Source organism: Sphingobium sp. CR28, assembly GCF_052327305.1.
In the GTDB taxonomy this organism is placed as follows: domain Bacteria; phylum Pseudomonadota; class Alphaproteobacteria; order Sphingomonadales; family Sphingomonadaceae; genus Sphingobium.
On the sequence record NZ_CP182486.1, the window covers coordinates 1,140,414 to 1,158,374 of the forward strand.

18 protein-coding genes are annotated in these 17,961 nt (G+C 63.6%); 1 reads left to right on the forward strand and 17 read right to left on the reverse strand.

Annotated features, from left to right (window positions below; all coding sequences use genetic code 11):
- Positions 1 to 7 precede the first annotated feature (7 nt).
- The 14 genes from murC to ACNAOH_RS05390 form a co-directional block, all read right to left on the reverse strand.
- Positions 8 to 1,438, reverse strand: a complete 1,431-nt coding sequence (gene murC, locus ACNAOH_RS05325; protein WP_443971722.1) for a UDP-N-acetylmuramate--L-alanine ligase — start codon at positions 1,436 to 1,438, stop codon at positions 8 to 10.
- Positions 1,435 to 2,601: an undecaprenyldiphospho-muramoylpentapeptide beta-N-acetylglucosaminyltransferase gene (murG, locus tag ACNAOH_RS05330; RefSeq protein WP_443971723.1), complete on the reverse strand. Its 1,167-nt coding sequence runs from the start codon at positions 2,599 to 2,601 to the stop codon at positions 1,435 to 1,437. The genes murC and murG overlap by 4 nt, the downstream gene beginning before the upstream one ends.
- Entirely contained in the window at positions 2,598 to 3,857 is a 1,260-nt protein-coding gene (locus tag ACNAOH_RS05335; protein ID WP_443971724.1) for an FtsW/RodA/SpoVE family cell cycle protein, read from the reverse strand. The genes murG and ACNAOH_RS05335 overlap by 4 nt, the downstream gene beginning before the upstream one ends.
- The gene (gene murD / locus ACNAOH_RS05340) at positions 3,854 to 5,182 is read right to left on the reverse strand and encodes a UDP-N-acetylmuramoyl-L-alanine--D-glutamate ligase (RefSeq protein ID WP_443971725.1); all 1,329 of its coding nucleotides are present in this window, start codon (positions 5,180 to 5,182) and stop codon (positions 3,854 to 3,856) included. Before murD ends, ACNAOH_RS05335 begins: the two co-directional genes overlap by 4 nt.
- Positions 5,179 to 6,249, reverse strand: a complete 1,071-nt coding sequence (gene mraY, locus ACNAOH_RS05345) for a phospho-N-acetylmuramoyl-pentapeptide-transferase (RefSeq protein WP_443971726.1) — start codon at positions 6,247 to 6,249, stop codon at positions 5,179 to 5,181. Before mraY ends, murD begins: the two co-directional genes overlap by 4 nt.
- The gene (locus ACNAOH_RS05350; RefSeq protein WP_443971727.1) at positions 6,249 to 7,628 is read right to left on the reverse strand and encodes a UDP-N-acetylmuramoyl-tripeptide--D-alanyl-D-alanine ligase; all 1,380 of its coding nucleotides are present in this window, start codon (positions 7,626 to 7,628) and stop codon (positions 6,249 to 6,251) included. The genes mraY and ACNAOH_RS05350 overlap by 1 nt, the downstream gene beginning before the upstream one ends.
- A 31-nt stretch (positions 7,629 to 7,659) precedes the next feature.
- Entirely contained in the window at positions 7,660 to 9,087 is a 1,428-nt protein-coding gene (locus tag ACNAOH_RS05355) for a UDP-N-acetylmuramoyl-L-alanyl-D-glutamate--2,6-diaminopimelate ligase (protein WP_443971728.1), read from the reverse strand.
- Entirely contained in the window at positions 9,087 to 10,802 is a 1,716-nt protein-coding gene (locus ACNAOH_RS05360) for a peptidoglycan D,D-transpeptidase FtsI family protein (protein ID WP_443971729.1), read from the reverse strand. Before ACNAOH_RS05360 ends, ACNAOH_RS05355 begins: the two co-directional genes overlap by 1 nt.
- Entirely contained in the window at positions 10,802 to 11,467 is a 666-nt protein-coding gene (locus ACNAOH_RS05365) for a colicin transporter (protein WP_443971730.1), read from the reverse strand. The genes ACNAOH_RS05360 and ACNAOH_RS05365 overlap by 1 nt, the downstream gene beginning before the upstream one ends.
- Positions 11,464 to 12,438, reverse strand: a complete 975-nt coding sequence (rsmH, locus tag ACNAOH_RS05370; protein WP_443971731.1) for a 16S rRNA (cytosine(1402)-N(4))-methyltransferase RsmH — start codon at positions 12,436 to 12,438, stop codon at positions 11,464 to 11,466. Before rsmH ends, ACNAOH_RS05365 begins: the two co-directional genes overlap by 4 nt.
- Positions 12,435 to 12,938 (reverse strand): hypothetical protein, encoded by a 504-nt coding sequence (locus ACNAOH_RS05375; RefSeq protein ID WP_443971732.1) that lies wholly within the window; start codon positions 12,936 to 12,938, stop codon positions 12,435 to 12,437. Before ACNAOH_RS05375 ends, rsmH begins: the two co-directional genes overlap by 4 nt.
- Positions 12,939 to 13,191: 253 nt before the next feature.
- Positions 13,192 to 14,457, reverse strand: coding sequence for a hypothetical protein (locus ACNAOH_RS05380; RefSeq protein WP_443971733.1), 1,266 nt, complete (start codon positions 14,455 to 14,457; stop codon positions 13,192 to 13,194).
- The gene (locus tag ACNAOH_RS05385; protein WP_443971734.1) at positions 14,454 to 14,840 is read right to left on the reverse strand and encodes a hypothetical protein; all 387 of its coding nucleotides are present in this window, start codon (positions 14,838 to 14,840) and stop codon (positions 14,454 to 14,456) included. The genes ACNAOH_RS05380 and ACNAOH_RS05385 overlap by 4 nt, the downstream gene beginning before the upstream one ends.
- Before the next feature lie 28 nt (positions 14,841 to 14,868).
- Positions 14,869 to 15,858, reverse strand: a complete 990-nt coding sequence (locus ACNAOH_RS05390) for a cysteine synthase A (RefSeq protein WP_443971735.1) — start codon at positions 15,856 to 15,858, stop codon at positions 14,869 to 14,871.
- Between the two features lie 383 nt (positions 15,859 to 16,241).
- On the opposite strand from ACNAOH_RS05390, the gene ACNAOH_RS05395 reads away from it, so the two are divergent.
- A complete protein-coding gene (locus tag ACNAOH_RS05395) occupies positions 16,242 to 16,370 on the forward strand; it encodes an entericidin A/B family lipoprotein (RefSeq protein WP_443971736.1) in 129 nt (42 codons plus the stop codon).
- Between the two features lie 29 nt (positions 16,371 to 16,399).
- Here ACNAOH_RS05395 and tatC read toward each other — a convergent pair whose 3' ends face one another.
- From tatC to ACNAOH_RS05410, 3 genes are read right to left on the reverse strand one after another with little or no spacing between them, the layout of a single operon-like run.
- Entirely contained in the window at positions 16,400 to 17,200 is an 801-nt protein-coding gene (gene tatC, locus ACNAOH_RS05400; RefSeq protein ID WP_443971737.1) for a twin-arginine translocase subunit TatC, read from the reverse strand.
- Entirely contained in the window at positions 17,197 to 17,622 is a 426-nt protein-coding gene (gene tatB / locus ACNAOH_RS05405; RefSeq protein ID WP_443971738.1) for a Sec-independent protein translocase protein TatB, read from the reverse strand. Before tatB ends, tatC begins: the two co-directional genes overlap by 4 nt.
- A 29-nt stretch (positions 17,623 to 17,651) precedes the next feature.
- Entirely contained in the window at positions 17,652 to 17,894 is a 243-nt protein-coding gene (locus ACNAOH_RS05410) for a twin-arginine translocase TatA/TatE family subunit (protein ID WP_443971739.1), read from the reverse strand.
- Positions 17,895 to 17,961: the final 67 nt, after the last annotated feature.

The window sequence follows — 17,961 nt, forward strand, 5'->3', positions numbered from 1 at the left end:
CTCACGGTCAGGCCGTTTCCTTCCGCGCAACCGTGACCGCATCGGCCAGACCCGCCGCCCACTTGGTGATGTCGCCTGCACCCAGGCACACGATCATGTCATCGCTTTGCAGGTCAGCGGCGATCGCCTCGGCCAGCGCCTGCGGTCCGGCAACGGTTTGCGCAGCGCGGTGGCCCCGACGCTTGAGACCGGCCACCAACGCTTCCGCATCCACGTCCTTGATCGGGGTCTCGCCAGCCGTATAAACTGGTGCGACATAGACGACGTCGGCATCGTTGAACGCCTGCTGGAAGTCGTCCATCAGATCGCGCAAGCGCGTGAAGCGATGCGGCTGCACCACTGCAATCACGCGGCCTTGCGCACCCTCGCGCGCAGCGGCGAGAACCGCCTTTATCTCCACGGGATGGTGGCCATAATCGTCGATGACGATGGCCTCGCCACCACCCTCAACTGGAATTGTGCCGACCTTGGTGAAGCGCCGCTTGACCCCGCCGAACTTCTCAAAGCCCGTGCATATCACGCTATGTGAAATGCCAAGCTGGAGCGCCACGCCGATCGCCGCCAAGCTATTGGAAACATTGTGCTTTCCTGGCATCGGGAGCGTGACATCGCTGATCTTCTCGACCGCGCCGTCGCGATCACGCACGACGACGTCGAAGACGCTCCCACCAGGCACCGGCCGGACATTCTCGCCGCGAATGTCCGCCTGAGCCGAGAAGCCATAAGTGACGATCCGCCGGTCCTGCACGCGCGGCAGGATCGCCTGCACTTCCGGGTGATCGAGGCAGAGCATCGCCGCGCCGTAAAAGGGCACATTCTCGACGAACTCGACGAAGGCATCCTTGACGGCGTCGAAGGTGCCATAATGGTCGAGATGTTCGGGATCGATATTGGTGACGATCGCCAGCGTGCCGTCCAGCCTCAGGAAGCTGCCGTCGCTCTCATCGGCCTCAACGACCATCCAGTCGCTCTTGCCGAGACGGGCGTTCGAGCCATAGCTGTTGATGATGCCGCCGTTGATGACCGTGGGGTCGATGCCGCCCGCATCCAGTAGCGCCGCGACCATCGAGGTCGTCGTCGTCTTGCCGTGCGTGCCCGCCACCGCAACGGTGGACTTGAGGCGCATCAGCTCTGCCAGCATCTCCGCGCGGCGGATGACCGGCACGCGCTTCTCCAGCGCCAGCTCGACTTCGGGGTTGCCACGCTTGATGGCGGTCGAGGTGACCACCACCGCAGCATCCCCGAGATTCTCAGCCTTGTGGCCGATCATGACCTTGATGCCCTTGCTTCGCAGCCCCTCGATCACATAGCCCTCGGCCACGTCGCTGCCCTGCACCGAGTAGCCGAGATTATGCATGACTTCGGCAATGCCGGACATGCCGATGCCGCCAATGCCAATGAAGTGAATGGTGCCGATGTCGGTTGCGACGCCCTTCATGCGGCCGCTCCCGCGAAAAGCCCGCTGGGCACGGGGCTTTCGACGCGCACCGTATCGATCGTCTGTGGAGCAGAGCCGAAGCTCTCGATCAGATCCGCCATCTCCTGCACGGCATCCGGGCGACCGCAACCCTTGGCCCGATCGGCCGCGTTCTGAAGGGCACCCGGCTCCATGGCGAGCTTTTGCATCTGCTTGGCGAGCTCGGTGGGCGTGAACCGGCTTTGGTCGATCGCACGCGCGCCGCCCGACTGAGCCATTTCACGCGCGTTATAATATTGATGATTGTCCATGGCACTCGGCAGAGGAATGAGGATGGCAGGGCGCCCGGCGGCGGTCAGTTCCGCGATCGTCGAGGCGCCGGCACGGGCAATGACGAGGTGGGACCAACCCAGCTTGGTCGGCATATCGTCAATATAAGTGGCGAGGTCAGCCGGAATCTCCAGCTCGCGATATTGGGCGCGAACCTTCTCGATGTCTTCCGGGCGGCACTGCTGGGTCACCTGCAGACGACGGCGCAGGCTGACGGGCAACATGCCGAGCCCTGCTGGCACGACGTCGGACAGGATCGTCGCACCCTGACTGCCACCCGTCACCAGCAGGCGGAGCACGCTGTCCTCCGAGAAGACCGGGAATGGCTCGTCGCGAAGCGCCAGCACTTCCTCGCGCACGGGATTGCCGAGCAAGTGAACCTTCTCCGCATGGCGCGGCGCCAAGCGCTGCACGTCCGGATAGGCGGTCACGATCGCGTCGACTCGTCCAGCCATAAGCCGGTTGACCCGTCCAAGGACGGCGTTCTGCTCGTGGACGATGGTCGGGATCTGGGCCGATCGGGCGGCCAGCAGGGCGGGAAACGCCGGATAACCACCGAATCCGACGACGGCGCTCGGCCGAAAGGTTTCATAGAGGCGCAGCGCCATTTCGCGCCCTTCGCGAATGGCGCGCAGGCCGGCGGGCCAGCTCCGAGGATCCTTGGTGATGCGTCCGGCAGGCAGGATATGCGTCTGCGCATCCTCGAAGATGCCCGGAATCTTCGCACCACGCGCATCGGTCACCAGCGCGACATGATGGCCGCGCGCACGCAACTCCTTCGCGACCGCGTGGGCCGGCATCATGTGCCCGCCCGTGCCGCCGGCCGCCATCACATAGTGGCGGAAAAGACTCATCGACCGCTCCATGTCACCGCTTGTGGGAAACGGGCCATATACGGGTTTCGTCGCGTGAAGGCCAACAGCAAGCCAACACCAGCGCACAGCGCAATCACCGAGGAACCGCCGTAGCTGATGAACGGCAGCGTCATGCCCTTTGACGGGAAGATCTGGGCGTTCACGCCCATGTTGATGAACGCTTGAATGCCCAATTCCAGCACAAGACCGGACGCCGCGAGGATGATAAAGGGGTCTTCCTCGTCGAGGAGACGCAGAAGCACGCGCGTGACAATGGCGAGATAAAGAAGCGCCACGACAATGCAGGCAATCATCCCAAACTCCTCGCCGATCACCGAGAAAATATAATCGGTATGCGCCTCGGGCAGGTGAAATTTCGCAGTCCCGCCGCCCGGACCGACACCGGTAAGGCCCCCATGCGTGATGGTGCGGTGAGCGAGATCGACCTGAGTCGGTCCGCCTGCGTCGTTGACGCCGAATCCCAGGAAGGCGTTGATGCGCTCACGGGCATTGTCATAGAAGAGATAGGCGGCGACGAAGAGGCCAAGAAAACCGCAGATCAGCCCGCCGATCGCCACGAGCGACACGCCGGAAATCAGCAATAGAGCCGCCCAGACCGCGCAATAAATCACCGTCTGCCCGAAGTCCGGCTGGCGCATGAGCAAGAGCGCGATGATGCCAGTCAACACGCCGGTCAACGGAATGACCGGGAGCGACGGGTCGCGGGCGCGGAGCGAAAGCAGCCAGGCCATAGTCACGACAAAAGCGGGCTTGAGAAACTCTGAGGGTTGCAGGCGCAGTCCGCCGCCGAGCCAGCGCCGTGCGCCATTGATTTCCGTGCCGACGATCGGCACCAGCAGGAGCAGAAACGAAAAGAAGATGGCGGCCATGATCGCGAGCCGACGCGCCTGATCGCGGGGGAGCATGGAAACGAACACCATGACAGGGATGCCCAGACCGATCCACATGATCTGGCGGTAGAGATAGATCAGCGAGTCCACTTTCACATTGGTCGTGGACCGGTCGATCGCCGCAACCGGGGATGCTGCCGCCACCGCCAGCAACCCGATTGCGATCAGGACGGCGATGAGCGCAAGCAGCACACGATCGATCTCCCAGAACCAGATCGAAAGCGCGGTGCGCTCACGCGGCAGCAGGCGCTTGGGCCGAGGCCGCAGCGCGGTCAGGGCGAGCTGAAGCTGCGGCTCCGGATTCTGAGCGGCGGAGGAGTCCTGATCGCTTTGGGGAGGCGTCATGCGGGCATGCCTTCACTCTGAGTGTTACCGGCAAGGGCGGCAACGGCTGCGGCAAACGCATCGCCGCGCGCTTCGAAGTCGCGGAACTGGTCAAAGGACGCGCAAGCGGGCGAAAGCAGCACCACATCGCCCGGCTGCGCATTGGCGGCGGCGCGCTGAACGGCCGTGACCAGCATCTCCGACTCATCGACCGGCATGAGCGGACGCAGGATGCGCGCGAAGGGCGGCCCGGCCTCGCCGATGGTGTAAGCCCGGGCGACATTGGGGAAACCGGGCGCACATTCGTCGAGATTGTCGCTCTTGGCGAGGCCGCCCAATATCCAGTGGATGCGCGGACGACCGTCAACCGGCGGGTAGGCTGCAAGCGCAGGCGCTGTGGACGCCGCGTTGGTCGCCTTGCTGTCGTTGACGTAGAGCACGCCGCCCATCTCTGCGACCGCCTGCATCCGGTGCGGCAGACTTGCATAGCTGGCAAGAGCGGCCATGACTCCGACCTGCTGGAGCCCCAGCGCCTCGGCGATCGCAACGGCTACGGCGACATTCTGCGCGTTGTGCGGGCCTTGCAACGCTGGCCAGTCCCGCTGCAGCAGCGGATCGACCTCGCGGGCGCTGACCTGTTTCGCACGTGGAAAAGCTGCGGCAACCGCCCGCGTCGTCGGGTCGTCCACCGCGATGATGCCTGTATGGCTCGGCCCCTGCATCGAGAAGAGACGCGCCTTGGATGCCGCGTAAGCCTCGAAATCCGCGTAACGGTCGAGATGGTCCGGGGTGACATTCAGTAGCGCGGCGACGTCACAGTCGAGGCTGTAGGTAAGGTCGATCTGGTAGCTTGAAAGCTCAAGCACATAGACTCCGCCTGCGCTGAGCGGCTCCTGACCCAATATCGGCAGGCCGATATTCCCGCCCATGCGGGTCGGCAGGCCGGCGTTGCGAATGATATGATGCACGAGCGCCGTCGTGGTCGATTTGCCGTTTGTGCCGGTAATGGCAACGACGCGGTGTGGCGGAAGTGTCGGACGGGCGAGAGCGAATAGCTCTATGTCTCCGATGATCGGCACTTCCGCCGCCTTCGCCCGCTCGGCAATCGGGTGACGGTTGAGAGGGACGCCCGGCGAGACGACCAGACCGTCGAAACCGGCGAGATCAATGTCCATGGGGTCGCCAAGCACGGCCTTGCCAGCGACCAGTGCGCGGGCGTCCTCGCGGCTGTCCCAGGCGACGACATGCGCGCCGCTGGCGACAAGCGCCTCGACGGTGGCCAGACCTGAGCGGGCCAGCCCAAGAACGGCATAACGCTTGCCGGAAAAGACGTTGGAGACGATCATCGCAGCTTCAGCGTGGCAAGGCCGGCCAGCGCCAGCACGAAGGAGACGATCCAGAAGCGGATCACGACCGTGGATTCGGCCCAGCCCAGCTGCTCGAAATGATGATGGATAGGCGCCATGCGGAACACGCGTTTGCCTGTGCGCTTGTAGAAAAAGACCTGGATGATGACGCTGAGCGCTTCCACCACGAACAGCCCGCCGATCACTGCCAGCACGATTTCGTGATGGGTTGCCACGGCCACGACGCCAATCGTGCCGCCCAGCGCCAAGCTGCCGGTGTCGCCCATGAACACGGCTGCGGGCGGCGCATTGAACCAGAGAAAGGCGAGCCCAGCTCCGACGATGCCGCCGCACAGAATGACGAGATTGCCGGCGCCGGGGACATGCGGGATGCCCAGATAAGCGGCATAGTCGGCGCGCCCGACGAGGTAAGCAATGAGCATGAACGCCATGCAGGCGACGATCACCGGCATGGACGCGAGGCCATCCAGCCCATCGGTCAGGTTCACGGCGTTGCCGAACGCCACGATGACGAACGCACCGAAAATATAATAGAGCGGGCCGAGCGTCAGCACGCCGCCGCTCCAGAACGGCAGATACAGGTCCGTGCCGTTGTGACTGACGATCAGGACGGTCGCGACCCCGGCGATCAGAAATTCGGCGAGCAGCCGCGCCTTGCCTGAGAGGCCTTTGTGGCTTGCCTTCGTCACTTTGTCATAGTCGTCAAGGAAGCCGATCGCGCCGAAGCCGAGCGTCACGAACAAACAGGCCCAGACATAGATGGACGACAGGTCCATCCACAGGAGCACCGAGGAGACGAGCGCGGTGAGGATCATCAGCCCACCCATGGTAGGGGTACCGCGCTTCGCCAGATGGGTCTGCGGCCCGTCATCGCGGATCGGCTGACCCTTGCCTTGCCGCACCCGCAGCCAGCCGATGAAGCGCGGGCCAATGATGAGACCGATAGCTAGCGCGGTCATGATCGCTGCGCCCGCCCGGAAGGTCAGGTAGCGGAAGAGATTGAGGATACCCGGGAAGCCGAGCTGTTCTGCGATCCAGTAAAGCATCAAACCTTTTCCGCGGAGAGTTCGGCGATGAGCCGGGAGAGGCCGACACTGTTCGAGCCTTTGACGAGTATGACGTCCCCGTCCTTCAGCAGGCGGGGCAGCAGCGCGACAGCCCCTGCGGCATCGGCGACTTCGTGCAACGTCAGCTTGTTCCTGAGCGCGGCGCCGAGCGGCGCGGTCTCTGCGCCCACGAGCAGCACAAGGTCAACACCTGCCTGGAGAATGGGTTCAGCCAGGCCTGCGTGGAGGCTTTCACTCAGCGCGCCCAGTTCTTTCATTGCGCCGATCACCGCGACTTTGCGCTTTCCGGCTTCCTGACTGATTTGGGCCAGCGTGGCGGCGACGGATGCGGGATTGGCATTATAGCTTTCGTCGATGAGCAGCGCTTCGCCGCCCCGATCCAGCGCGATGCGGCGGCGCGCGCCACGACCGGGCAGGCCCGGCAGTTCGGCAAGCGCGAGACCCGCCACAGCAAGGTCGCCGCCCAGCCCGTCCACCACCGCCAGCACGGCAAGCGCGTTCTGGACCCAATGAGCACCGGGCGCCGAAACCGTGAAACTCAGCCGCGCCTCGGGCAGTCGCGCCGTGACGAGCGTGCCACCGCCGGGCGCCGCCACTTGTTCCACCGCGCGCACGTCCGCCCCCTCGCCCGCGCCGAAGGTGATGATCCGGCGCGCATGGCGGCTCGCCTTGGCATAGAGGCGCTTGATGTGCGGCGAGTCATAGGGGAGGACGGCCACGGCTTCGCCCGTCAGACCCTCGAAAATCTCACCTTTCGCGTCGGCGATCTTCTCCTCCGTACCGAAATACTCGATATGTGCGGGGGCGATCGTCGTCACCAGCGCGACATTGGGTTTCACCATGCGGGTCAGCTCGGAGAGCTCCCCGGCATGGTTCATGCCCATCTCGAAAATGCCGAAATCGGCATGTTCCGGCATCCGCGCCAGACTCAAGGGCACGCCCACATGATTATTGTAGCTCTTGAGGGAGCGATGGGCATTTCCCATCGAGATGCGGTCGAACGCCTGAAAAAGCGCCTCCTTGGTGCTCGTCTTGCCTGCCGATCCAGTGACGCCGATCACCTTAGCGTTCGTGCGCCGACGGCTCTCCACACCCAACCGGACGAGCGCCTCGGCGCTGTCATTCACCAGTACGTGAGGTCCCTCGACCGGCCGCTCGACCAGAACGCCGCCGGCCCCCGCCGCAAAAGCGCGCGCGACGAAGTCATGCCCATCGGACTGGGCGCCCTTCATTGCCACGAACAGGTCGCCCGCCGCGATTTCGCGGCTGTCGAATGCGACGCCAGCGACACCGAAGTCCCGTGAAGCCTTGCCGCCCGTCGCGTGCGCAATCGCCGTGGAGGTCCACAGCGGGCTCAAGCCACGCCTCTTTCAGTTCGCGCGGACACGGTCACGCGGCACACTCGCGAGCCACGGTGACGTCGTCGAATGGCAGGACGCGTTCGCCGATGATCTGCCCCTGTTCATGGCCCTTGCCCGCCAGCAGCACGATGTCGTCGGCCGCCGCTTCCTCGATAGCCGCCGCAATAGCGGCGCGGCGCCCACCGATCTCGCGCGCACCCGTCGTTCCAGAGAGGATAGCCGAGCGGATGACAGCCGGATCTTCACCGCGCGGATTGTCATCGGTTACGATGACAACGTCGCTCATTTCGCTGGCGACCTGCCCCATCAGCGCCCGTTTCCCCGGATCGCGATCCCCGCCTGCGCCGAACACGACAATGAGCCGCCCCTTTGTATGAGGCCGCAACGCGTCAATGGCTGCGCGCAATCCATCGGGCGTATGGGCATAATCGACATAGACCGGCGCGCCGGCCTTGGTAATGACTGCGCGTTCCAGACGCCCACGCACAGGCTGCACGCGCGAAAGGAGCTCCAGCACCTGCTCGATGCGCCCGCCAGTCGCGATCACCAGCCCCGCCGCAACCAGCGCATTGGCTGCCTGATAAGCACCGATCAGCGGCAGATTGACCTTGTGAACTTTGCCCTCTGCGGCAATCTCCAGTGTCTGGCCAAGCTGGGTTGAAACGCGCGATACCAGTCGCAGCGCTTCCCCGGCCTCGCCGACCGTCATGACGGAAAGGCCACGCCTGCGTGCGTGCGCAACGACTTCGTCCGAACGCGCGTCATCCGCCCAAACGACAGCGGTCGCGCCGTCTTCCACCACTTCGTCGAAAAGGCGCATCTTCGCCTCGAAGTAGATGTCCATCGTGCCGTGATAGTCGAGGTGATCGCGGCTGAGATTGGTGAAAGCACCCGCTTTCACGGCGAGGCCCTCGGTGCGGAACTGCGCGAGACCGTGCGACGACGCCTCGAAGGCGACGTGACTGATCCCTTCCTTTGCCAGACCGGCCATATTGGAAAGGAACGTGACGATGTCCGGCGTCGTAAGACCCGTCGTCACCTGGTCCACGGACGTGGTGACGCCGAGCGTGCCGATGGATGCGGAGTGCTCACCCATCATCCGCCAGATCTGCCGCGTAAGCTCCACGGTCGATGTCTTGCCGTTCGTGCCGGTCACGGCGACGACCGTCTCGGGGAAAGGCGCGAAAAACCGGGCAGCAAGTTCCGCGAAAAGGCGCCGTGGCTCCTCGCTCTCGATATGGACCGCGCCGTCCACCTTGGCACCGGGTCGCGTAACGACCGCGACTGCGCCCGCTTTCACTGCATCGGCGATGAAATCCTCGCCATTTACGCGCGCACCCTGAAAAGCTCCGAAGACCGTGCCCGGCGCGACCTTGCGATGGTCGATCGCGAAGCCGGTCACTACCGGATCGTCGCCGCCCGCGCCTCGATGGCCGATCATGTCGCTCAGTTTCATCAGTCGCCTTCCTGACCGCCATGCAGCAACGGCGTCAGCTCGGCAATATCCACATCGCGCACCGCTTCTGGAAAGACGCCGAGCATCGGCCCGGCACGCTCAATGAACCGCTTGACGACCGGAGCGGCATTCCACGCCGCCGTGCGCAGGCCCGGATGCGTGGCGTTGCCCTTGGGTTCGTCCATCATGACGATAACGACGTAGCGGGGATCTTCCATCGGGAAGGCGGAGGCGAATGTAGCGACCAGCGAACGCCGGGCATAGCCACCGTCCTTCGGCTTCTCCGCCGATCCGGTCTTTCCACCTACGCGATAGCCTTCGGCATTGGCGCTGCGTCCAGTGCCGGACATGACGATCATACGCAAAAGCTGGCGCATCCGCGCGCTTGTCGCCGGGGTGAATACACGCCGGCCCTTGGGCTCGAAACCGGCCGACTGCTTCAGGACCGTCGCGGGATGCCATACACCGCCGTTCACCAGCGCGGCATAGGCGCTCGCAAGATGAAGCGGCGTCACGGCGATGCCGTGGCCGTAGGCGACGGTCATAGTCTCGATGCGGCCCCAGCGGCGCGGCCAGAGCGTGCCCTGCCGCTCGCCGAGTTCTATGCTCGGGCGGCTGTTGAACTCAAGCGCGCTATAGGCTTTCTGCAAAGGAGCGGGACCCATTTCGTCGGCAATGCGGGCAGTCACGATGTTGCTGGAATGGATCAGCGTTTCCGGCACGTTGATCCAGCGGCCAAGCGGATGATCGTCCTTGATGCGAAAACCGCCGATATGGATCGGCGCGGTCGCATCATAAACCTTGCTCATCGACGTGACGACCCCGGCATCCATTGCTGCGGCGATGGCCAGAGGCTTGAAGGTCGATCCCAGCTCGTAGCGTGCCTGAATGGCCTTGTTGCAGCTGGTTGACTCGTCGCACTTCGCGTTGGGATCGTGCCCGCCCTGCACCTTGTTGGGATTGAAGGTGGGGTTGTTCGCCATGGCGATGACTTCGCCAGTCCGGACATCGAGGACGATGCCCACGCCGCCCAGAGCGCTGTGCTCTGTCACGCCGCTGGCAAGCTCCGCCTCCAACGCTGCCTGCACGCGACTGTCAATCGACAGGGCGAGCGGTTCGCCTCGCCGGGCCGGGTCGATAAGGCGCTCGTCAAACGCACGCTCGACGCCCATGACGCCATGACCGCTTCCGCCCGCCACACCCAGAAGATGCGCGGCAAGCGTCCGCTGAGGATAGAGGCGCTCCTTTTCACGCGGGAACTCGATGCCCGGTTCGCCGATCGCGTTGACTGCCGAGACCTGCTCGGGCAGCGCGCGGCGGCGCAGATAGGACCATCCCTTGCCGCGCAGCTTCGCCTCGAACTCCGCCACCGGTGTATCGGGGAAGATCGCGTTCAGCCGCAGCGCGAGTTCGGCAGGGTCCCGGATGAGCCGCGCCGGCCGAACGGCAATCGCATAGGCGTCGATGTTCCTCGCGAGGGTCACACCATTGCGATCCACGATGTCCGCGCGAATGGGCACGGGCGTACCGCTCAGCGATTGCTGGGCGGGCTGGCTCGATACGACGCCCATATAGGCCATGCGCGCGCCCAGCCCACCGATCCCGGCTGCAAACAGCAGCAAGGCAAGGGTAACTCGCCCATGCGCGACAGCCACGAAGTCCGCTGAGGGCTTCGTGGCGCTGCGCCGGACTGGCTGGGCCAGGACTGTCGCCACTACTGGGGGCCTTTCACACGGCGTTCGTCATCCGTATCGGACGCCGCGCGACTGAGGCGGCGGAGCGACGCATCGTCGAGCAGTTTATCGTCAAGCAGCGCCATGCGAGCCACTTTCTTGGCCACGGGGCTTGGCGTGCGCGCCACGTCGGCCGGCTTCGAAGCCGCCACCTTCGCGGGGGCAGGCGCCGTCTTGACCGCGCCTGCGACATTGTCGTTCGCCATGGCGCTCCGGATGAGCGAGAACTCCGTGCGCACCTGACTGGGGGCCGGGCTCGCCGCACGGGTCGCTGCGACCGCAGGCGCATCGGCGGGCTTCACGACCATCGCCGTCATGACCGGTGGCGGCACATAGGCTTCGCCATTGGGCTTGATGCCATCCAGGCTCGCCAGAGCGGTCTCATCAGAAAGAAAGCGGTCCTTCGCCGTGACAGCAAGCTTCAGGTCGGCAGCGTTCCACCGCTCCAGCTGCACGAGGCTGGCGCGTGTGCCGAATTCCGCCTCCAGATAGCGGATGCTGGCGCGCGTGCGGTAGATCTCGCGCTGAAGATCGTTCACGGCCTTGTGCTCGGTCGCAACGCGCAGACTGACGAGATACGCCGCCAGCGATGCCATTGCGACCACGAGAATCCACATGATGCTGGCGAGACGCTTGATGGCGATCACGACATAGTTCCTTCAGTCAGGGGCGACCAGGCAGGGGCAGCGGTACGCACGGCACTCCTAAGCGTGGCAGATCGTGCGCGGGGGTTGGCGGCCAGTTCGGCTGGGCCGGCGCGCACGGCACGAGCGGGTTTTTGAAAGCTCGGAGTCCGTTGAGCGACGGGCGAAGGGCGATGGCGCGATCCGCCCGCCTCCTGCCCGCTGCGCGCGCGCAGGAAGCTCTTGACGATCCGGTCCTCGAGACTGTGGAAGGTGATGACCGCGAGGCGACCGCCTTCGCGCAGCATCTGCTCGGCCGCTTCAAGGCCGTGCTCCAGCGCGTCCAGTTCGCGATTTACATGAATACGGACGGCCTGAAACGTGCGCGTCGCGGGATCGGTCTTGTCACCCGGACGGCGGCCAAGCGCACGGTGAACCGCAGCCGCCAGATCGTGGGTCGTCGCCAGCGGGCGCGCGGCCACGATTGCGCGGGCAACGCGGCGCGCTCTCGGCTCCTCGCCATAACGATGAATGACGTCGGCAATCGCCTCTTCAGGCGCATTATTGAGAAAGTCCGCGGCGCTCTCGCCCTCGCCGCTCATGCGCATGTCGAGCGGCCCGTTGTTCCGGATCGAAAATCCGTACTCAGCGCGATCGAGCTGCATGGAGGATGTGCCGATATCCAACAGCACCCCGTCCACCGCTTCGATCCCCTCGGCACGGAGCAGGCTGGTCATGTCCGCGAAATTCCCGCGCAGGAGCCTGATGGCCCCAGCGCTCGACGCGACGATATCCTGCCCCTCCGCAAGAGCGCGCGGATCCTGATCGATCGCAACGACTTGCGCGCCGCGTGCAGCCATGGCGCGACTATGGCCGCCGGCACCGAAGGTGCCGTCGACATGACGCTCGCCGGGGCGAATATCGAGCGCGTCCAGCGTCTCGTCGAGCAGCACGGAAACATGCGGCGTGGCGGTAGGGGCAGAGAGAGCGCTCATGCCGCGCCACCACTCGCGCGGCGCGCCTGAACCTCGACGAGGAAATCCTCGGCCTCGGCCCGCACCATGCGGTGGAGCCCTGCTTCATCCAGCAAGTCCTCAGGCGCCCAAATGCGCATGACCGTGCCGCTGCCCTCGACAGCAATGGCATCGGTGATCCGGGTGAACCGCGTCATCCGCTCGGGCAGAGAAAAGCGGCCGGCGCTATCGATCGACACGGGAAAAACGGCGCTGTTGTAACGAGCGATCTTGTCCGCGAGGGCAAAGTCCTCGCCGCGCGCATCAGCGTTCTCGAACTGCTTGTTCAGGCGGGCGTGCACTGTTGACAGATAGAGTTCGTCGAACGCCTCGATCATCGGGCGATCGTCATCGAGACGAAGGAAGATCTTCTTCACGTCTTCCCGCCCGTTGAAGTAAGTATTGCGCAGCGTCGCAGGCAACGAGAAGCGTCCCTTCCCGTCGAGAAAGCTTGTCGCAAAGCTGACAAATTCCTGGGACAACCCGCCTCGACTCCCTGCGCCGGACGCAATGCCTCTCCTCACCGGCCGCGCATGCGCGTCGGATCATGGCTCTTGGAAAAGCAGAAACGCCCTGACGACTTTTCCTATCAGCGCGGACGCCTCTAGAAAAGCAAATTTTTGGGAGGAGTTGGGAAAACCTGGGAAGGAAACCTCTTGTTAACCGTGATACCCACCCAGAATCTCGCTATATACCTTTTCTGTTCCTCCTATGATCTAAATCATGTTCACCTTCTCAGGGATGCCGGGATGGGAGGACATGGGAAAGCCATTTACGGACAACCAGAGATGCCGTGATGATCGCGATCATTAAAATGGCAGCAAGCAGCCCCTCCATGTTACTCTTATCACTGATTATCCATGATATTTTCGAAAACTTGGAAGCAGACGCTCCGAGTCGGCGGTCGACGAAGGAGACAGCATCGCTGATCCAGTCCATCTCGCGGGCCGGATGGGCAGGAGCGAGCGTCCACAACTCCGCCTCGATAAAGTCGGCATCCGCCACCAGTGCCGCCTGTCCGCGCCCCACCCGGCAGGATGCGATCAAATCGCCTTCGTTCAACCGGCAATCCGCTGTCCCGCCGGGAACGCGTGCAAAGCTGGACGCACCGGCAAGATTGAGAAGAGTGCCATCCCGGAGCAGCCTTCGTTCCAGCACTGGTCGATCCGTTGTCATGTCAGTCGCTTCCAGCCTCAGCCCCCAATGAGTGAAGAGCGGGTCCAGCAGACTTGTGACCGGCGGACGGCGCGGATGTCCCAGCGACCGTGCATCGGGCCACAGCAGAAATGGGTCCGCGAGGATGAGCGCATCTCCACCGGCCCGCACCCACGCGTCGAGCATGACCAGTTCGCGCGGCTGGAGAAGGCGTGGCTGCACCAGAAGCAGAGAGCGGGCATCAGAGAGAGCGGACGGCTCCAGCGCATCGATCGGGACCAGCGTTCGTCGCGCTGCCAGCGCATGCCAGAACGGCGCACGATCGCCCACGGACGCAAGCGATTGGCCGAGCTCCCCCTGCGCCTGGCGGACATCCGCACCGACGAGCGGCACCCCTGACAAAATCTTGGTTGGCCGATCATGCCGCACGCCGGGTCCCTCCACCCAGTGGAGCAGGGTCGGCGTGGCTCCGGCGATCATGATCGCGCTCGCCATGGCGATCGTCCGTCGCCGGAAGGACGCTCTGGCGACAAGACTTACCACTGCGACCAGCAAGACCAACGCCAGTGCGTGGCCGAGCGGGAAGAAACTTCCGGCATTGAAGGAGAAGGCCAGCGGAGGGGCGACGAGCAGCGCCGGACTAAGGATAACAAGCGACGCGCTTTGCTTTGCGCCGATGCGGTGGAGATAGCCTGTCATCACTGCGAGGGTCGCCAGCGCAGGCCAGAGCCAGTGGAGCGGATCGATCTGCCCGGTGCGCCATGCACCAACACACATGCCAATGACGAGCGAGAGAAGAGCCAGCCCTGCCAGGATGAGCGGCGCGGCCCGCGCGTGCGGCGTCACCGCTGCGGCTGGGATTGCTGCTGTTGTTGTTGTTGCGCCTTCCGGGGATCGCGATCCATGGGAGTGGTCAGGCGGGGATCTGGCTCAAGATCCGGAACCGCCGGCGGCGCGGTTAGCGAAGGGTCACTACTCGGGGTGACGCCCAGATCGGCCAGCGGCTCGTTGGGAATGACTGCCGGGCTGATTATGGCATTATTGGATGGCGCATCGGCAATCGCTGCCCCCTCCTTCGACATCGCCAGCCCTGAATCGTCGACGCGGGCATTGCGGGTCATGAGACTAGCAAGGCCGATGATCGCGAGGACACCCAAAAGTCCGGCAAGGCCGACTTGCACGCGCTGGACCATCTCTCGCGTGGTATCCAGCACCTTCGTCTGCGCCATTGGGACCGACTGTCTCGCCATACCCCTCTTAATCGACCAGCCAGGGGAACGGCGTCAAGCCCTTCGCCACCAGCCATTCACGATTGTATAGTGTCGAAAGATAGCGGAAGCCCGTGTCGCACAAGATCGTCGCCACCCGGCTTCCCGGACCCAGCTTGCGACCCAGCGCGACCGCGCCGGCGATGTTGATACCGCTCGAAAGACCGAGGCAAAGACCTTCTTCGGCGAGCAGACGCGCGACCCACTCCAGCCCTTCTTCATCGGAAATGCGGAACTGGGTGTCGATCGGCGCGCCTTCCAGATTGGCGGTAATCCGCCCCTGGCCAATGCCTTCCGCAACGGAGCTGCCCTCCGCCTTGAGCTCGCCATGCGCGTAATAGTTGTAGAGCGCCGCGCCATAGGGATCGGTAAGCGCGATCGTGATCGCCTCGTCTCTGGCCTTGAGGCCCAGACCGACACCAGCGATCGTTCCCCCCGTACCGGCTGCACAGGTAAACCCGTCGATACGGCCGTCCATCTGCGCCCAGATCTCCTCGGCAGTCCCCACGATGTGCGCCTTGCGGTTGGCGATATTGTCGAACTGGTTGGCCCAGATCGCGCCTTCGGTTTCCTCCGCGATACGGCGGCTGGTGTGGACGAAATGGCCGGGATTGGCATAGGGCGCAGCGGGAACAGTGACGAGTTCGGCGCCAAGCGCACGCAACGTGTCCATCTTTTCGCGGCTCTGGGTCTCCGGCATGACAATGATCGTGCGGTAGCCCAGCGCATTGGCGACAAGAGCAAGACCGATACCAGTGTTGCCTGCGGTTCCTTCCACGATGATCCCGCCCGGCTGAAGCAGTCCCTTTTCCTCTGCATCGCGCACGATGAAGAGGGCAGCGCGATCCTTCACGGAGGCGCCGGGATTCATGAATTCGCACTTGCCGTAAATGTCACAGCCAGCCGCTTCCGACGGGCTTTTCAGGCGCACAAGCGGGGTGTTGCCGATAAGAGAGAGCGTATCGGGAAAAATTGTCATGCTCCTCGCCTAGGACGGCGGAGGCCGCTCGGCAAGCAAGGAGAATTTGGCATGGCCGAGGAGCGGCTTGCCAATAGGAGGACAAAGCAATGGCGTGGGCACCTACAGGGACTGTACCGGACGGCGCTCGTTGCGGCCCTTTTCGCAACCGCAAATTTTTTTCGCCCGTGAAGGAACTTTCCAGCCCAGCGTTCATTTTCGCAACACGGATAGCAGTTTTGCCCCCCGCTCTGGCTATCCACATTAGGCCCGGAACGCGAATCCCCCAAGCAGCCGCGTTCCGGGCCATTTTGTGTCCGGCGGACATTCAGCATGAACGAATGGAACGGTTTTGAGCCGGTCGACGTTTTCGCAGTCCAGAATATCTTGCTGGAGAAGCGAAAATGAAAAAGCTCACGACGACAGCTCTTGTCTCCAGCCTTTTGCTCGCGCTTGCCGCCTGCAACACGGTTGAAGGCGCCGGACGCGACGTAAAAAGCGCGGGTCAGGCCATCGAGAATTCAGCGCAATAGAACACCGAACCGGTCTACGGTTCGGCGCATCAGGCAGGGCTATCCCCCGCCTGGTGCGTTTGCGCGTCTTCCGCCGCTTTGTCCTTCGCGTCGCGTCGGTCGGTGAACCAGATCGCGATAAGCGCAATTTCGTAGAGAAGGATCAGCGGGATCGCGAGCATAAGCTGTGACACCACGTCAGGCGGTGTGAGCACGGCGGCCAGCGCAACGGCTGCGACGATCATGTAACGACGCACACTGACAAGCTGCGCGCGCGAGACGATGCCGGCCCGGTTCAGCAGCATGATGAGGACGGGCAGCAGAAAGCTGATCCCGAATGCGAGAATGAACTGCATCACGAGACTGAGATAGCTGTCAGTGCTGGGCAACGCCTCTACATCGAGACCACCCGCATCCCCCTGGAAACCCAGGAAGAAGTGGAACGCGGTGGGCATCACCACATAATAAGCGAGCGCGGCGCCCATGATGAACAGCATGGGGGTCGCCAGCAGGAAGGGCAGCAGTGCCCGTTTCTCTTTCGCGTAGAGGCCAGGCGCCACGAACATCCACAGCTGATTGGCGATTATGGGGAAGGAGCAAAAGAACGCCCCGAAGAGCGCAACCTTCAGCTGGACGAAAAAGGCTTCGTAAAGTTTGGTATAGACCAGCCGGCCGCCGCCATCGCCAAAGGCTTCCTTCAGCGGATGAACGAGAAACGCAAAGAGCTTGTCCGAAAAATAGAAGCAGACCGCGCCCGACAGGAACAGCGCCCATACACAGATAATCAGTCGCTTGCGCAGCTCGATCAGATGGTCGAGCAGCGGCGCCTTGGTCTCGTCTATGTCCCTCACGCCTTTGCCTCACGAGATGCCTGCTCCGGGGCATCAGCATGATCGGCATCATCGCTCACTGGAGCATCGACAGCCGGACCGGATATGGCCGCCCCCTGCTCCGCGACTTCCGCGCTTATGTTCGCTGTCGACTCATCCGACCCATCAGGTGCGGGCAGCGCCGCCTGTGTGGCGTCGGACTGGTCCTGCGGATGCTCGGCCATGATCCGCGCATTCTCCGCGGCCCATTTCTTCTCCAGCTCTTCGAGCTCGGCCTCCCGAATCATCGCATCGAGGCCGGAGCGGAAGTGACGTGTCATAGCCCGCCCCTTCCCGATGATCTGGCCCAGCTTGTATAGAGCGCGCGGCAAATCCTTGGGGCCGATCACCACCACGGCCACCACTATGATGAGCAGCAGCTCGGTCGAATCAACACCAAACATGTGTTCTCAGCCGCGTGACCGTCGCGCGCTCAGCCGTCGAGCTTCTGTTCGTCGCGGACCGCAGCCTGATCGATCGTGCCGGCAGACTGCTTCTCGATCCGAGGCGCGGGCTTGGCGCGCGCGACATCCTCGTCATCGTCGGCCAGACCTTTTTTGAAGCTCTTGATGCCTTTTGCCACGTCGCCCATCAGCGAAGAAACGCGGCCGCCGCCAAACAGCAGCACAACCACGAGGACAAGCACGATCCAGTGCAGGGGGGAACCGAAACCCATTGAAACAACTCCTATGACACGGCCTATCTAGAGCATTTACGGGACAAGTGGGAACCGCTTTTTCAGG

What these genes read in the sequence shown, in the direction of transcription:
- murC (WP_443971722.1), bottom strand. Translation starts at nt 1,438, where the DNA reads ATGAAGGGCGTCGCAACCGACATCGGCACCATTCACTTCATTGGCATT.
- murG (WP_443971723.1), bottom strand. Translation starts at nt 2,601, where the DNA reads ATGAGTCTTTTCCGCCACTATGTGATGGCGGCCGGCGGCACGGGCGGG.
- ACNAOH_RS05335 (WP_443971724.1), bottom strand. Translation starts at nt 3,857, where the DNA reads ATGACGCCTCCCCAAAGCGATCAGGACTCCTCCGCCGCTCAGAATCCG.
- murD (WP_443971725.1), bottom strand. Translation starts at nt 5,182, where the DNA reads ATGATCGTCTCCAACGTCTTTTCCGGCAAGCGTTATGCCGTTCTTGGG.
- mraY (WP_443971726.1), bottom strand. Translation starts at nt 6,249, where the DNA reads ATGCTTTACTGGATCGCAGAACAGCTCGGCTTCCCGGGTATCCTCAAT.
- ACNAOH_RS05355 (WP_443971728.1), bottom strand. Translation starts at nt 9,087, where the DNA reads ATGAAACTGAGCGACATGATCGGCCATCGAGGCGCGGGCGGCGACGAT.
- rsmH (WP_443971731.1), bottom strand. Translation starts at nt 12,438, where the DNA reads ATGAGCGCTCTCTCTGCCCCTACCGCCACGCCGCATGTTTCCGTGCTG.
- ACNAOH_RS05385 (WP_443971734.1), bottom strand. Translation starts at nt 14,840, where the DNA reads ATGGCGCAGACGAAGGTGCTGGATACCACGCGAGAGATGGTCCAGCGC.
- ACNAOH_RS05390 (WP_443971735.1), bottom strand. Translation starts at nt 15,858, where the DNA reads ATGACAATTTTTCCCGATACGCTCTCTCTTATCGGCAACACCCCGCTT.
- ACNAOH_RS05395 (WP_443971736.1), top strand. Translation starts at nt 16,242, where the DNA reads ATGAAAAAGCTCACGACGACAGCTCTTGTCTCCAGCCTTTTGCTCGCG.
- tatB (WP_443971738.1), bottom strand. Translation starts at nt 17,622, where the DNA reads ATGTTTGGTGTTGATTCGACCGAGCTGCTGCTCATCATAGTGGTGGCC.
- ACNAOH_RS05410 (WP_443971739.1), bottom strand. Translation starts at nt 17,894, where the DNA reads ATGGGTTTCGGTTCCCCCCTGCACTGGATCGTGCTTGTCCTCGTGGTT.